This is a genomic window from Pseudomonas sp. BIC9C, from assembly GCF_034541995.1.
GTDB lineage: Bacteria > Pseudomonadota > Gammaproteobacteria > Pseudomonadales > Pseudomonadaceae > Aquipseudomonas > Aquipseudomonas fluorescens_CC.
The window spans coordinates 318,405-333,039 of sequence record NZ_JAWDGM010000006.1; the positions used below are offsets into that span (position 1 = coordinate 318,405).

The following is a 14,635-nucleotide window of genomic DNA, read 5'->3' on the forward strand; positions in this document are numbered from 1 at the left end:
ACGAACTCTCTGTGGAAAACGCCGTCATACCCTTCAGTTTGAACCTGCCGCCGAATGACTCGTCGGCCTGTCCAGCCACTTTCGAGATGGAGCATTTTCACAGATGAACACCCCGGCCAAGATCGCACCCAAGTTCCCTGACAGCATTTTCCGCGCCTATGACATTCGCGGCACCGTTCCGGAATTCCTGAACGCCGAGACCGCTTACTGGATCGGCCGCGCCGTCGGTTCGCAAAGCCTGGCCCAGGGCGAACCGAACGTGTCCGTCGGTCGCGATGGCCGCCTGTCCGGCCCGGAGCTGGTCGCGCAGCTGATCAAAGGCATCGCCGACAGCGGCTGCCACGTCAGCGATGTCGGCCTGGTTCCGACTCCGGCGCTCTACTACGCCGCCAACGTGCTCGCCGGCAAATCCGGTGTGATGCTCACCGGCAGCCATAACCCGTCGAACTACAACGGCTTCAAGATCGTCATTGCCGGCGACACCCTGGCCAACGAACAGATCCAGGCCCTGCACGACCGCCTCAAGACCAACAACCTGAGCAGCGGCCAGGGCAGCATCACCCAGGTCGAGATCCTCGACCGCTACACCACCGAAATCGTCCAGGACATCAAGCTGGCCCGTCGCCTGAAAGTGGTCGTCGATTGCGGCAACGGCGCGGCCGGCGTAATCGCCCCGCAACTGATCGAAGCGCTGAACTGCGAAGTCATCCCGCTGTTCTGCGAAGTGGATGGCAACTTCCCGAACCACCACCCGGACCCGGGCAAGCCTGAAAACCTCGTGGACCTGATCAACAAGGTCAAGGAAACCAACGCTGACATCGGCCTGGCCTTCGATGGCGATGGCGACCGCGTCGGCGTGGTGACCAACACCGGCAGCATCGTCTACCCGGACCGCCTGCTGATGCTGTTCGCCCGCGACGTCGTGGCGCGCAACCCTGACGCCGAAATCATCTTCGACGTCAAATGCACCCGCCGCCTGATCCCGCTGATCAAGGAATACGGCGGCCGGTCGCTAATGTGGAAGACCGGTCACTCGCTGATCAAAAAGAAAATGAAACAATCCGGCGCCCTGTTGGCCGGCGAAATGAGCGGGCACATCTTCTTCAAGGAGCGCTGGTTCGGTTTCGACGACGGCATTTACAGCGCCGCGCGGTTGCTGGAGATCCTCAGCAAGGAAAAATCCTCGGCGGAAGAGCTGTTCGCGACCTTCCCGAACGATATTTCTACGCCGGAAATCAATATCCATGTGACCGAAGAGAGCAAATTCAGCATCATTGATGCACTGCACGATGCACAGTGGGGCGCAGGCGCCGACCTGACCACCATTGACGGCGTGCGAGTCGACTATGCCAAAGGCTGGGGCCTGGTACGCGCATCCAACACCACACCGGTGCTGGTGCTGCGTTTCGAGGCCGATGACGAGGCTGAACTGCAACGCATCAAGGATGTGTTCCGCATCCAGCTCAAGCGCGTTGCACCTGATCTCCAACTACCGTTCTGATTCACCCGGAGCCCTGAATGACCCTCGAACGCGAAGCCGCCGCCAACACCGCCAAGGTCCTGTCCGAAGCGTTGCCTTACATCCGCCGTTATGTCGGCAAGACACTGGTGATCAAATACGGCGGCAACGCGATGGAAAGCGAGGAGCTGAAAACCGGCTTCGCCCGCGACATCGTGCTGATGAAGGCCGTGGGCATCAACCCGGTGGTGGTTCACGGCGGCGGTCCGCAAATCGGTGACCTGCTCAAGCGCCTGTCGATCGAGAGCCATTTCGTCGACGGCATGCGCGTCACCGATGCCGCGACCATGGACGTAGTGGAAATGGTCCTCGGCGGCCAGGTCAACAAGGACATCGTCAACCTGATCAACCGTCATGGCGGCAGCGCCATCGGCCTGACCGGCAAGGACGCCGAGCTGATTCGTGCGAAGAAGCTCACCGTCACCCGCCAGACGCCGGAAATGACCACCCCGGAAATCATCGACATCGGCCATGTGGGCGAAGTGGTCGGGATCAACACCGACCTGCTGAACCTGCTGGTCAAGGGCGACTTCATTCCGGTGATCGCGCCGATCGGTGTCGGCGCCAACGGCGAGTCGTACAACATCAACGCTGACCTGGTGGCCGGTAAAGTCGCCGAAGCGTTGAAAGCCGAGAAGCTGATGCTGCTGACCAACATCGCCGGCCTGATGGACAAGTCAGGCAAAGTCCTGACCGGCCTGAGCACTGCACAGGTCGACGAACTGATCGCCGACGGCACCATCTACGGCGGCATGCTGCCGAAGATCCGTTGCGCACTGGAAGCGGTCCAGGGCGGCGTTGGCAGCTCGCTGATCATCGACGGTCGCGTGCCAAACGCGATCCTGCTGGAAATCTTCACCGATACCGGCGTGGGCACCCTGATCAGCAATCGCAAGCGTCACTAAGCGATCGCACAAACAAAAAGACCCCGCTCGGCCTGGCTGAGCGGGGTCTTTTTTATTCCACAGTCCCTGTAGGAGCGAGCTTGCTCGCGAAAAACGTCAACGATAACGCGGGGCGCCTGGCGAAAAGCGGCGCTCTGTCGTGCATCGCGAGCAAGCTCGCTCCTACAAGGGAATTGCGGTTAAACGCCGAACTGTGCGCGGTAGGCTTCCACGGCTGGCAAATGCTGCTTGAGCTGCGGATCGTCTGCCAGGAATTCCAGCACCTGGTTCAGCGAAACGATGCTGATGACCGGGATGCCGAAGTCACGCTCGACTTCCTGGATCGCCGACAACTCGCCATTGCCACGCTCCTGACGGTTCAGGGCGATCAGCACACCTGCCGCCTTGGCGCCGTCCTGGGAGGCGATGATCTGCATCACTTCACGGATGGCGGTGCCGGCAGTGATCACGTCGTCGATGATCAGCACTTCACCGGTCAGCGGTGCGCCAACCAGGCTGCCGCCTTCGCCGTGGGCCTTGGCTTCCTTGCGGTTGAAGCACCATGGCAGGTCACGGTTGTGATGCTCGGCCAGCGCAACAGCGGTGGTCGCCGCCAGCGGGATGCCTTTGTAGGCAGGGCCAAACAGCACGTCGAACGAAATGCCGCTCTCGGCAATGGCGGCGGCGTAGAAACGCCCCAGCTGTGCCAGAGCCGAACCCGAATTGAACAGGCCCGCGTTGAAGAAGTAAGGACTGGTGCGCCCGGACTTCAGGGTGAACTCACCGAAGCGCAAAACGCCGCGATCGATGGCAAAACGGATGAAATCGCGCTGATACGCTTGCATGAAAAAAACCCCAAATACCACGGATTTAGCTAATTAGCTTGACGCCGTGTATCATACACGCACGCGATTTTTGGGGCCATTTATGCGGATCATCAGTGTGAACGTCAATGGTATTCAGGCTGCAGTCGAGCGTGGTTTGCTCAGTTGGCTGCAAGCACAGAATGCCGACGTCATCTGCCTGCAGGACACCCGTGCCTCCGCCTTTGAACTGGATGACCCAGCCTTCCAACTGGATGGCTACTTCCTTTATGCCTGCGATGCTGAAGTCCCTGCCCAAGGCGGCGTGGCTTTGTATTCGCGGTTGCAACCGAAGGCTGTCATCAGCGGTCTCGGTTTCGAGACGGCCGACCGCTACGGGCGCTACCTGCAAGCCGATTTCGACAAGGTCAGCATCGCGACCTTGCTGCTCCCTTCGGGGCAGAACGGCGATGAAGACTTGAACCAGAAGTTCAAGCTAATGGACGACTTCGCCCGTTATCTGGATAAACAGCGACGCAAACGTCGCGAGTACATTTACTGTGGCTCGCTGTACGTGGCGCAACAGAAGCTGGATATCAAGAACTGGCGTGACAGCCAGCAATCTCCGGGCTTCCTGGCACCTGAACGTGCCTGGATGGACGAGATTGTCGGCAACATGGGTTATGTCGACGCCCTGCGGGAAGTCAGCCGTGAAGGCGACCAGTACAGCTGGTGGCCGGACAACGAACAGGCGGAGATGCTCAACCTCGGTTGGCGCTTCGACTATCAACTGCTGACCCCGGGCCTGCGCCGCTTCGTACGCAGCGCACGCCTGCCACGCCAACCGCGGTTCTCGCAACACGCGCCGCTGATCGTGGACTACGACTGGACGCTGACCATCTAAGTGATTTTTCACTGCGCGGCATGATAGACAGTCAAAAAAATGCCCGTATCGCAAGATACGGGCATTTTTTATGCGCTCTAAACGTCAAGCCGCGGCGAAAAACGGCAGTGCAAGGTATAACTTGATCACGATGACATTAACAATGTCGATAAAGAAAGCGCCCACCATTGGCACCACCAAAAATGCTATCTGCGAAGGCCCGTAGCGCTGTGTCACCGCTTGCATGTTGGCGATGGCTGTTGGCGTCGCACCCAGTCCAAAACCGCAGTGCCCTGCCGCCAGTACCGCCGCATCGTAGTTACTGCCCATCATTCTGAACGTCACAAAAATCGCAAACAGGGCCATGACCAACGTTTGCGCAGCCAGGATGATGACGATCGGCAAAGCCAGTGCGGCCAGATCCCAGAGTTTGAGTGACATCAGTGCGATCGCCAGAAACAGTGACAAGCTGACATTCCCCAGCACTGAGACTTCACGCTCAAACACCTGATACACGCCAAGTGCTGAGAGCCCGTTTCGTAAAACCACACCCACGAACAACACGCAAACGAATGTAGGCAATTCAAAGGTGGTTCCTTGGAGCCACCCATTCAGGAGTGAGCCCGCCAGCAGACTGACAGCGATCAGAGCCAGGGTCTCGACAAGCGAAAATGACGTGATCGAGCGCTCTTTGTTCGGTTGTTCAAAGCCCTTTGGCAGCCGTGGCTTTTCCTGCTCGAGACCGGGGGGCTGGACACGGCTGATGAGCAGGCGGGCAACAGGCCCACCAATCAAACCGCCCAGTACCAGGCCAAACGTTGCGGAGGCCATTGCCAGTTCAGAGGCAGAAGCCAGCCCGAACTTCTCACTGAATGTCGCACCCCACGCAGCACCTGTACCGTGACCGCCTGCCAACGTAATCGAGCCTGTCAGCAAGCCCATCAAAGGATCGAGCCCCAACGCCGTTGCGAGTCCGATGCCCATCGCATTCTGGATCACCAGAAGCCCGACAACAGCCAGAAGAAAAATCCCCACGACGCGCCCGCCCTTCTTCAGGCTGGCGAAGTCTGCGCTCAAACCGATGGTGGCAAAAAACGCCAACATCAAGGGCGTTTGCAGCGAGGTGTCAAAGCGAACTTCAATATCGAGGGCTCTCATAGCCAGAAGACCCAAGGCAACCACCAGGCCGCCGGCTACAGGCTCAGGGATATTGTAAGTACGTAAAAAACCGACACGCGTGACAAGAGCGCGCCCCAGCAAAAGTACTAAAGAGGCAGCGACTAGTGTTCCATAAAAATCAAGCTGAAGCATTCTGGATATTCTTGTTTATATATTCAGGGGCGAACTTTTTACCTGGACACGCCTCTTGAACAGGTTGATGAATTTCAACGCTGGTTGGTATTGGATTCAGAGTCCGTCAATGGTCCGAATATATCGAAATATTTCTTGATGAATATTACTTGGGGCAACCTTATCAACCGCCAAGTCTCATTGCCAAGCATACAAGCCGTACTGAGCTTTGCAGTTTGTGTCTAAACGTGTAAAAAATATTATGCGCACGAATAGACTTCATTTGAATAGTGAGCGACCAAGTACGCAACAATAGAGATTAATCTGATTGCAAAAAAACAAATGCCCCGACATGTCGGGGCATTTGTATTGAACTGCACTTAAAACAGCATCAGCGTCCTGGCTTACTTGATCAATCGCCAAGTGAACGGGTACCGGTAAGGGAACCCCTCATTGGCTTTCACCCCAGCGATGATGGTCAATACCAACGCGCCTATGGCAATCAGGCCAAACAGGAAGAACCCGATAATCACCACCATCAGCAGGAAGCAGATAGCCGAGGCGATCGCGACGCTGATCTGAAAATTCAACGCTTCCTTGCCCTGGGCATCGATGAACGGGTCCATCTCGCGCTTCATCTGCCAGAGAATCAGCGGGCCGATGATCGTGCCGAACGGAATCCAGATCCCCAGCAAGGCGGACAAGTGACAAAACATCGCCCACTGACGCACCTCTTGGCTCGGCGTGGGCAGCGGTAGTTGCTCGTCACTCATGGTGTCCTCCTTGCCTGGAGCGGTTCGGTCAGTCGGCCAATGCGGCCTTTTGCAGTTCGAAAATCTCGTTCATGCCTTTCTTGGCCAGCTCCAGCATGGCATTCAGCTCTTCAGGCTGGAACGGTGCGCCTTCGGCAGTGCCCTGGACTTCGATGAAACCGCCAGCGCTGGTCATCACCACGTTCAGGTCAGTCTCGGCAGCCGAATCTTCCAGGTAGTCGAGGTCGAGCACCGGCTCACCCTTGTACATGCCCACGGAAACAGCGGCGATCATCTGTTTGACCGGGTCACCGCCCTTCAGGCCGCCACGCTTCTTGATGACTTTCAAGGCATCGATCAGCGCAACCATGGCGCCGGTGATCGAAGCAGTGCGGGTGCCGCCATCAGCCTGGATCACATCGCAGTCGACGTACAGGGTGATGTCGCCCAGTTTGGACATGTCCAGCGCAGCGCGCAGGGAGCGACCGATCAGGCGCTGGATTTCAAGGGTGCGGCCGCCCTGCTTGCCACGGCTGGCTTCACGCTGGTTACGCTCGCCGGTAGCACGCGGCAGCATGCCGTACTCGGCAGTCAGCCAACCCTGACCCTGGCCTTTCAGGAAACGCGGTACGCCCGGTTCAACGCTGACGGTGCAGATGACCTTGGTATCACCGAACTCGACCAGCACAGAACCCTCGGCGTGTTTGGTGTAGTTGCGGGTGATGCGGATCGAGCGGAGCTGATCGGCAGCGCGACCACTTGGACGTATCATAGGGAATACCTGTACTGGGGACGGAAAACTGCGGAGCATTATAGAGCCGACGGCCGCCACTGGGCACTTCTAAAAAAATCCGCCGACGACCGATGGCTCTGTACCGCGTGTCGGCGAAAGCCTGCCGCTCTTTGTCACACCCTGTGTTTGGGCGCATCCGCGCCACTGCGCTACAATCCTGCGCCTTTGCTGCCAGTCGGCTTTAATTCATTGATATCGGATTCCCGGAACCTCGGTTCTGTGCCGATCTGCATTGCGAGGTACCGCCATGGTGCACAGCATGACCGCCTTCGCCCGCGTCGAAAAAGCCGGCGTCCAGGGCACCCTGAGCTGGGAACTGCGGTCGGTCAACAGCCGCTACCTGGAACCCCACCTGCGCCTGCCGGAGTCCTTTCGCGACCTCGAGGGTGCTGTTCGTGAAGCCCTGCGCCAGGGTGTATCGCGGGGCAAGCTCGAATGCACCCTGCGCTTCACCGAAGAAAACACCGGCAAAGCACTGCAAGTCGATCAGGAGCGCGCCGCGCAACTGGTCGCCGCCGCCGAGACTGTCGCCGGCCTGATCAAAAACCCGGCAGCGCTGAATCCGCTGGAAGTCCTGGCCTGGCCCGGCGTACTGGTAGGCGACGCCACCGACCCGCAAGCCTTGAACGCCGAAGCGCTGGCACTGTTCAATCAGGGTCTCAAAGAACTGAAGGCCGGCCGCGAACGCGAAGGCGCGGAGCTGGCGCGGCTGATCAACGAGCGCTTGAGCTCCATCGAAGAAGACGTGGTGACCTTGCGCGAACTGGTCCCGCAAATGCTCGCCACCCAGCGCCAGAAAGTCCTCGACCGCTTCGCCGATATGAAGGCCGAGATGGATCCGCAGCGCCTGGAGCAGGAAATGGTCATGCTCGCGCAAAAAGCGACGTCGCCGAAGAACTGGATCGCCTGAGCACACACATCATCGAAGTTCGCCGGGTACTTAAATCCGGCGGCGCTGCCGGACGGCGCCTGGACTTCCTGATGCAGGAGCTCAACCGCGAAGCCAACACACTGGGCTCCAAAGCCTTCGACCCGCGCAGCACCCAGGCTGCGGTCAACCTCAAGGTGTTGATCGAGCAGATGCGCGAACAAGTGCAGAACATTGAGTAAGGCTACCCCGACATGACCCACAGCACCGGCACCCTGTACATCATTTCCGCGCCATCGGGCGCGGGCAAGAGCAGCCTGGTCAAGGCCCTGACCGACGCCAATCCGGAGATTCGCGTATCGATTTCCCACACCACCCGTGCCATGCGCCCGGGTGAAGTGGACGGCGTGAACTATCACTTCGTGACCCGCGAAGAGTTCGTGAAGATGGGCGAGCACGGCGACTTCCTCGAACGCGCGGAAGTCTTCGGCAACTTTTACGGCACCTCGCAAAGCCGCCTGCAGCAGACACTGGACGAAGGTCACGACCTGATCCTTGAAATCGACTGGCAAGGCGCCGAGCAAGTGCGCAAGCTGATGCCGCAGGCACGCTCGATTTTCATTCTGCCGCCTTCGCTCCAGGCCCTGCACCAGCGCCTGACCAACCGCGGCCAGGACAGCGACGAGATCATCGACGGCCGGATGCGTGAAGCCGTCAGCGAGATGAGCCATTACGTCGACTACGACTACCTGATCATCAACGACGATTTCGCCCACGCGCTGGACGATCTGAAGGCGATTTTCCGCGCCAATCAGCTGCAGCAGAAACGCCAACAGGTGCGTTTCGGCAAACTGCTGGCCGAATTGCTCGGTTAATCAGCTCTTCCCAAAACCGTTGCAAGGGCTTTACATTGGTGCTTGCAGCGCGTTGAAGGGCTTGGTCAAAAAATCAGCGCTTCCCTAATCGCTGGTGATTTTTTAAACTGTTGAGTCCGCTCGCCCATCCGGGCAGCGCGCATATTGCATTTGCTACGAGGAAGACCATGGCCCGCGTAACCGTTGAAGACTGCCTAGAACACGTGGATAACCGCTTTGAGCTGGTCATGCTCTCTACCAAGCGTGCCCGTCAACTGGCCACCGGCGGCAAAGAGCCGAAAGTAGCATGGGAAAACGACAAGCCTACCGTCGTCGCCCTGCGCGAAATCGCTGAAGGCCTGATCGACTACGCAGCTATCGCCGAAGCCGAAATCGTTGAAGATGAACCGCTTTTTGCTGCATTCGAGGACGAGTCCAACGAGGCCGTCTAAGCCTATGCCTGGTCGACGTAGCACGGCGCGGGATCACAGCTTGTGGCAGGAGACATCATGCCGAGCATAGACGCCCTCGCCGATCGCTTATCGGCCTACCTCGGCAAGGACCAGGTCAACCTGGTCCGCCGAGCGTATTTCTACGCCGAACAAGCCCACGACGGCCAACGCCGCCGTAGCGGCGAAGCGTACGTCACGCACCCACTCGCGGTTGCGAACATTCTTGCCGACATGCACATGGACCATCAGAGCCTGATGGCTGCGATGCTGCATGACGTGATCGAAGACACCGGTATTGCCAAAGAGGCGCTGCAAGCGCAATTCGGCGAAACCGTGGCCGAACTGGTCGACGGGGTCAGCAAACTGACCCAGATGAACTTCGAGACCAAGGCCGAAGCCCAGGCCGAAAACTTCCAGAAAATGGCCATGGCCATGGCCCGCGACATTCGTGTGATCCTGGTCAAGCTGGCCGACCGCCTGCACAACATGCGCACCCTGGAAGTGCTGTCCGGCGAAAAGCGCCGGCGCATCGCCAAGGAAACCCTGGAAATCTATGCGCCCATCGCCAACCGGCTGGGCATGCACGCCATCCGCATAGAGTTCGAAGACCTCGGCTTCAAGGCCATGCACCCGATGCGTTCCGCGCGGATCTACCAGGCGGTCAAGCGCGCCAGGGGCAACCGCAAGGAAATCGTCAACAAGATCGAAGAGTCCCTCAGTCACTGCCTGGCCATCGATGGCATCCAGGGCGAGGTCAGCGGTCGCCAGAAACACCTCTACGGCATCTACAAGAAAATGCGCGGCAAGCGTCGGGCCTTCAACGAAATCATGGACGTCTACGCGTTCCGGATCATCGTCGACAAGGTCGATACCTGCTACCGCGTGCTGGGTGCTGTACACAATTTGTACAAGCCGTTGCCGGGCCGCTTCAAGGATTACATCGCGATCCCCAAGGCCAACGGCTATCAGTCGCTGCACACCACACTCTTTGGCATGCACGGCGTGCCGATCGAAATCCAGATCCGCACCCGCGAAATGGAAGAGATGGCCAACAACGGCATCGCCGCCCATTGGCTGTACAAATCCAGCGGCGACGAGCAGCCCAAAGGCACTCACGCCCGCGCCCGCCAGTGGGTCAAGGGCGTGCTGGAAATGCAGCAACGCGCCGGCAACTCGCTGGAATTCATCGAGAGCGTGAAGATCGACCTATTCCCGGACGAGGTCTACGTGTTCACGCCCAAAGGCCGGATCATGGAGCTGCCCAAGGGCTCCACGGCGGTCGACTTTGCCTACGCGGTGCATACCGACGTCGGCAACAGTTGCATTGCCTGCCGGATCAATCGTCGTCTCGCGCCGCTGTCCGAACCGCTGCAAAGCGGATCCACGGTCGAGATCGTCAGTGCTCCCGGCGCGCGGCCGAACCCGGCCTGGCTCAACTTCGTGGTCACCGGCAAGGCACGTACGCACATCCGCCATGCACTGAAACTGCAACGCCGCTCCGAGTCCATCAGCCTCGGCGAGCGCCTGCTGAACAAGGTCCTCAACGGTTTCGACAGCGCGCTGGAGAAAATCCCGGCCGAGCGCGTCAAGGCCATGCTCGTCGAGTACCGCCTGGAACTGATCGAGGATTTGCTCGAGGACATCGGCCTGGGTAATCGCATGGCCTATGTGGTGGCTCGTCGACTGCTGGGCGAAGGCGAACAGTTGCCGAGCCCGGAAGGCCCGCTGGCCATTCGCGGTACCGAAGGCCTGGTGCTCAGCTACGCCAAGTGCTGCACGCCGATCCCGGGCGACCCGATTGTCGGCCACCTGTCCGCGGGCAAAGGCATGGTCGTGCACCTGGACAACTGCCGCAACATCAGCGAAATCCGCCACAACCCGGAAAAATGCATCCAGCTCTCGTGGGCCAAGGACGTCACCGGCGAATTCAACGTCGAACTGCGCGTCGAGCTGGAACACCAGCGCGGCCTGATCGCCCTGCTGGCCAGCAGCGTCAACGCCGCCGACGGCAACATCGAGAAAATCAGCATGGACGAACGCGATGGTCGCATCAGCGTGGTCCAGTTGGTGGTCAGCGTGCACGATCGCGTGCACCTGGCCCGCGTGATCAAGAAACTGCGCGCCCTGACCGGGGTGATTCGCATCACCCGCATGCGTGCCTAAGCACTTCATTACAAGGAGTCATACATGACCAAGACTGTTATCACCAGCGACAAGGCCCCGGCCGCCATCGGTACTTACTCCCAGGCGATCAAGGCTGGCAACACCGTTTACATGTCGGGTCAGATTCCTCTGGACCCAAAAACCATGGAACTGGTCGAAGGCTTCGAAGCCCAGACCGTCCAGGTGTTCGAGAACCTCAAGGCCGTGGCTGAAGCCGCTGGCGGTTCGTTCAAGGACATCGTCAAGCTGAACATCTTCCTCACCGACCTGAGCCACTTCGCCAAGGTCAACGAGATCATGGGCAAGTACTTCGACCAGCCTTACCCTGCCCGCGCCGCCATCGGCGTAGCAGCCCTGCCAAAGGGTTCGCAGGTTGAAATGGATGCCATCCTGGTCATCGAGTAATCCGTGCGGCGCAGCCCCGGGCTGCGCCGACTGCTCTGCTGTAAAGAAAGCTTGAAAGGATTCCACCATGCGCAACGCGCTTGCTCTCTCGCTGCTCGCCCTGTTCCTGGGCGGATGTGCCAGCAACCCTGCCGATCGTGATATCAGCGGCACCTGGATCAACCAGGTGGCGATCGATGCTGCAGCCAAAGGCGTCCCCCTGCGTGAAGCGCTCCAGGCCTATGGCCCGAACCTGGAATGGGACATCAACACCAAGGCCAGCCAGGCCCGCTACACCAACGGTTTTGAAAACGTCGAAGGCAAGCTGCTGGGTGAAGAATCCGGCGCCTGGAAAGTCGACTTTTATGGCAGTTCGGCCAGCGAACTGAAGCGTGATGGCAAGCAACTGAGCCAGTCTGCCAGCGACAACGAGCCCGAGCAGGTTTTCGATCGCGCCCAGATTCCGGTACCGGACGGCGCTCCGATCGGCGCCAGTTTCGAGCGCGCACTGTATTCAGCCTACATGGGCGGCGGCTGGACAATCGTCAACGGCCCCGGCGAAGGCAGCACGGTTCAATTCCAGGCCGACGGCCAGGTGAGCGGCCTGCCAGGCAGCGATCGTTACGCGTTGTGCCTGGCCGGCGATTGCGCCTCCATGAGCAGCGGCAATGACAACATGTGGCTGCAACTCAATGGCCAGGGCAACGCCTGGATCTTTGCGCGCAAGGGCAAGGAACTGGAGATCTTCCAGGCCGTGAACACGGCGCAGGCGGACGAGATGCCCTCGTTCACCCCGGGCGAGCGCAAGTGGTTGCTCGAGAAGCAGTAAGCGTCCGATGAAAGCACCACAAAACACTGTGGGAGCGAGCTTGCTCGCGATGAGGCCATAACATCCAACATCAACGTTGACTGTTATGCCGCCATCGCGAGCAAGCTCGCTCCCACAGTTGTTTCAGAGTGCCTGAGCGTCAGCAGCGCCCTTCAAGTATCGCTGCGTAACCCTCACGAAAACTCGGGTACGTCGGCATCCATCCCAAGGCTTTGGCCCGCGCATTAGTGCAACGCTTGCTGCCGGTGCGACGTACGCTCGAATCGTCGTCCCACTCGGTCACGCCCAGATACCCGCGCAACCAGTCCACTACATCGGCCAGTGCTGCCGGCGCGTCATCGACGCCGATGTAGACATCATCCAGCGCCACCCCACGCCGATCCGCCTCAAGCAGGCACACCATCAACCCTGCGGCATCGTCCGCATGAATCCGATTGGCATACAACGGTGGCTCGACCGCCACACGATAACCCCGGCGTACCTGCGTCAGCAGCCATTCACGACCAGGGCCGTAAATGCCGGTCAGGCGCACGATACTGGCCGGTATGCCGCTTTTAAGAGCAAGTTGCTCGGCCTCGAGCATCACACGTCCGGAATAGCCCGCCGCCACGGCTGGCGAAGCCTCGTCGACCCATTCGCCATCCTGCTGTCCGTAAACACTGCTGCTGGAAACGAACAGCAGACGGTTGGGCACTTGTCCGTAGTCGTTCAGCCACTCCAGCACATGCTCCAGGCCCTGGACGTAGGCAGCACGGTAACCGGCTTCATCGTGATCGGTGGCCGCCGCGCAATACACCAGGTAATCCACGGCACCGACTGGCCAAGTGGCCGGGCAATCTTTGTTGAACAAGTCACCGGCAACGCCGATGACGCCCTCGGGCAGACGTGAAACGTCGCGTCGCAGACCATGAACCTCCCACCCTGCCGCCAGCAGTTGTGTGGCCAGGCGGCTGCCGACATCACCGCAGCCGGCGATCAAAACAGTAGGCGCAGACATCAGAAAACTCCCATCGGAAAGCCACAGACTAGCGCCGACAATAGACAGGCGACTAGCAATGCAGGAAAAAAAGAGACGCTATTACTTCTGTTAACAAGAATTACTTGCAATAATGCGCCCCACTTTTGTTCTCGGCCTTTCGAGGCCTGGAAGAACATCACCCGTTTATTCTCTCAGGTCCGGCCAGCATGACACACAATCAATTCCCCGCTTCGCCAACCAAACGACCTCGCGCCTGGAGCGCGGTGGCCGCCCTGCTCCTCAGCCTGTTGCTGGCACCGGTTGCCGCTTTCGCTGACGCCCAGGCGCCGGCCACTCCAGCTGCCGCAGCCGCTGCTTCTGCCGATCACGCAGCCCCGGTCGTTGCTCCGGCCGCGACCGATCCTGCCCAGGCAGCACCGGCAGAAGCCTTGGGCGAAGACGTCCCTGAGGTCCTCGAAGCCGACAACACGCTGGGCATGGCCCATGACCTGTCGCCGTGGGGCATGTACAAGAACGCCGACATCATCGTGAAAATCGTGATGATCGGCCTGGCCATCGCCTCGATCATCACCTGGACCATCTGGATCGCCAAGGGTCTTGAGTTGATGGGCGCCAAGCGTCGTCTGCGCGGTGAAATCGCCCAGCTGAAAAAATCCGCCTCCCTCAGGGAAGCCAGCGCCACTGCGGCGAAGGAAGGCACCCTGGCCAACCTGCTGGTCCATGATGCTCTCGAAGAGATGCGTCTGTCGGTCAACAGCCGCGAGAAAGAAGGCATCAAGGAACGCGTCAGCTTCCGCCTTGAGCGCCTGGTCGCGGCCTGCGGTCGCAACATGAGCAGCGGCACCGGCGTACTGGCGACCATCGGTTCCACTGCGCCGTTCGTCGGTCTGTTCGGTACCGTGTGGGGCATCATGAACAGCTTCATCGGCATCGCCAAAACCCAGACCACCAACCTCGCCGTCGTGGCTCCGGGCATCGCCGAAGCCCTGCTGGCGACCGCGCTGGGTCTGGTCGCGGCGATTCCTGCGGTGGTGATCTACAACGTGTTCGCCCGCTCCATCGCCGGCTACAAGGCGCAGGTGTCCGACGCGTCAGCACAGGTCCTGCTGCTGGTCAGCCGCGACCTCGATCACCAGCCTGAGCGCAGCTCGCAACCGCACATGGTGAAAGTGGGGTAATCGG

At 59.6% G+C, this 14,635-nt stretch carries 13 protein-coding genes and 2 pseudogenes; 10 read left to right on the forward strand and 5 right to left on the reverse strand.

Features of this window, described 5'->3' with window-relative positions; translation table 11 throughout:
• Positions 1 to 124: 124 nt before the first annotated feature.
• Both RS887_RS25085 and argB read left to right on the forward strand, forming a co-directional pair.
• Positions 125 to 1,501, forward strand: a pseudogene (locus RS887_RS25085) (phosphomannomutase/phosphoglucomutase); the annotation flags it as partial.
• A 17-nt stretch (positions 1,502 to 1,518) separates the two neighbouring features.
• Entirely contained in the window at positions 1,519 to 2,424 is a 906-nt protein-coding gene (gene argB / locus RS887_RS25090; RefSeq protein ID WP_007996521.1) for an acetylglutamate kinase, read from the forward strand.
• A 179-nt stretch (positions 2,425 to 2,603) separates the two neighbouring features.
• Here argB and pyrE read toward each other — a convergent pair whose 3' ends face one another.
• Complete coding sequence (gene pyrE / locus RS887_RS25095; RefSeq protein WP_034147724.1) at positions 2,604 to 3,248, reverse strand: orotate phosphoribosyltransferase; 645 nt, start codon at positions 3,246 to 3,248, stop codon at positions 2,604 to 2,606.
• Positions 3,249 to 3,330: 82 nt separating this feature from the next.
• On the opposite strand from pyrE, the gene RS887_RS25100 reads away from it, so the two are divergent.
• Positions 3,331 to 4,110, forward strand: a complete 780-nt coding sequence (locus RS887_RS25100) for an exodeoxyribonuclease III (protein ID WP_003176915.1) — start codon at positions 3,331 to 3,333, stop codon at positions 4,108 to 4,110.
• Between the two features lie 84 nt (positions 4,111 to 4,194).
• Here the strand turns inward: RS887_RS25100 and gltS are convergent, their stop codons facing one another.
• The 3 genes from gltS to rph form a co-directional block, all read right to left on the reverse strand.
• Entirely contained in the window at positions 4,195 to 5,400 is a 1,206-nt protein-coding gene (gltS, locus tag RS887_RS25105) for a sodium/glutamate symporter (protein WP_322617504.1), read from the reverse strand.
• A 383-nt stretch (positions 5,401 to 5,783) separates the two neighbouring features.
• Positions 5,784 to 6,152: a DUF4870 domain-containing protein gene (locus tag RS887_RS25110; RefSeq protein ID WP_322617505.1), complete on the reverse strand. Its 369-nt coding sequence runs from the start codon at positions 6,150 to 6,152 to the stop codon at positions 5,784 to 5,786.
• Between the two features lie 28 nt (positions 6,153 to 6,180).
• Positions 6,181 to 6,903, reverse strand: coding sequence for a ribonuclease PH (gene rph, locus RS887_RS25115; protein ID WP_111283025.1), 723 nt, complete (start codon positions 6,901 to 6,903; stop codon positions 6,181 to 6,183).
• Between the two features lie 268 nt (positions 6,904 to 7,171).
• On the opposite strand from rph, the pseudogene RS887_RS25120 reads away from it, so the two are divergent.
• The 6 genes and pseudogenes from RS887_RS25120 (at position 7,172) to RS887_RS25145 (ending at position 12,474) form a co-directional block, all read left to right on the forward strand.
• A pseudogene (locus RS887_RS25120) lies at positions 7,172 to 8,034 on the forward strand (YicC/YloC family endoribonuclease).
• 12 nt (positions 8,035 to 8,046) lie between these two features.
• Positions 8,047 to 8,667 carry a guanylate kinase gene (gene gmk, locus RS887_RS25125; protein ID WP_111283029.1) on the forward strand — a complete coding sequence of 207 codons (621 nt, stop codon included), beginning with the start codon at positions 8,047 to 8,049 and terminating at the stop codon, positions 8,665 to 8,667.
• Positions 8,668 to 8,834: 167 nt separating this feature from the next.
• Complete coding sequence (gene rpoZ / locus RS887_RS25130; RefSeq protein WP_007921129.1) at positions 8,835 to 9,098, forward strand: DNA-directed RNA polymerase subunit omega; 264 nt, start codon at positions 8,835 to 8,837, stop codon at positions 9,096 to 9,098.
• A gap of 57 nt (positions 9,099 to 9,155) precedes the next feature.
• A complete protein-coding gene (spoT, locus tag RS887_RS25135) occupies positions 9,156 to 11,261 on the forward strand; it encodes a bifunctional GTP diphosphokinase/guanosine-3',5'-bis pyrophosphate 3'-pyrophosphohydrolase (RefSeq protein ID WP_085723649.1) in 2,106 nt (701 codons plus the stop codon).
• Between the two features lie 24 nt (positions 11,262 to 11,285).
• Positions 11,286 to 11,666, forward strand: coding sequence for a RidA family protein (locus tag RS887_RS25140; RefSeq protein WP_003229509.1), 381 nt, complete (start codon positions 11,286 to 11,288; stop codon positions 11,664 to 11,666).
• A gap of 67 nt (positions 11,667 to 11,733) precedes the next feature.
• On the forward strand, positions 11,734 to 12,474 hold the full coding sequence (locus tag RS887_RS25145; protein ID WP_322617506.1) for a hypothetical protein: 741 nt from the start codon (positions 11,734 to 11,736) through the stop codon (positions 12,472 to 12,474).
• 139 nt (positions 12,475 to 12,613) lie between these two features.
• On the opposite strand, the gene RS887_RS25150 is transcribed toward RS887_RS25145, so the two are convergent.
• A complete protein-coding gene (locus RS887_RS25150) occupies positions 12,614 to 13,471 on the reverse strand; it encodes an SDR family oxidoreductase (protein WP_322617507.1) in 858 nt (285 codons plus the stop codon).
• Between the two features lie 188 nt (positions 13,472 to 13,659).
• On the opposite strand from RS887_RS25150, the gene exbB reads away from it, so the two are divergent.
• Positions 13,660 to 14,631: a tonB-system energizer ExbB gene (gene exbB / locus RS887_RS25155; protein WP_322617508.1), complete on the forward strand. Its 972-nt coding sequence runs from the start codon at positions 13,660 to 13,662 to the stop codon at positions 14,629 to 14,631.
• Positions 14,632 to 14,635 lie beyond the last annotated feature (4 nt).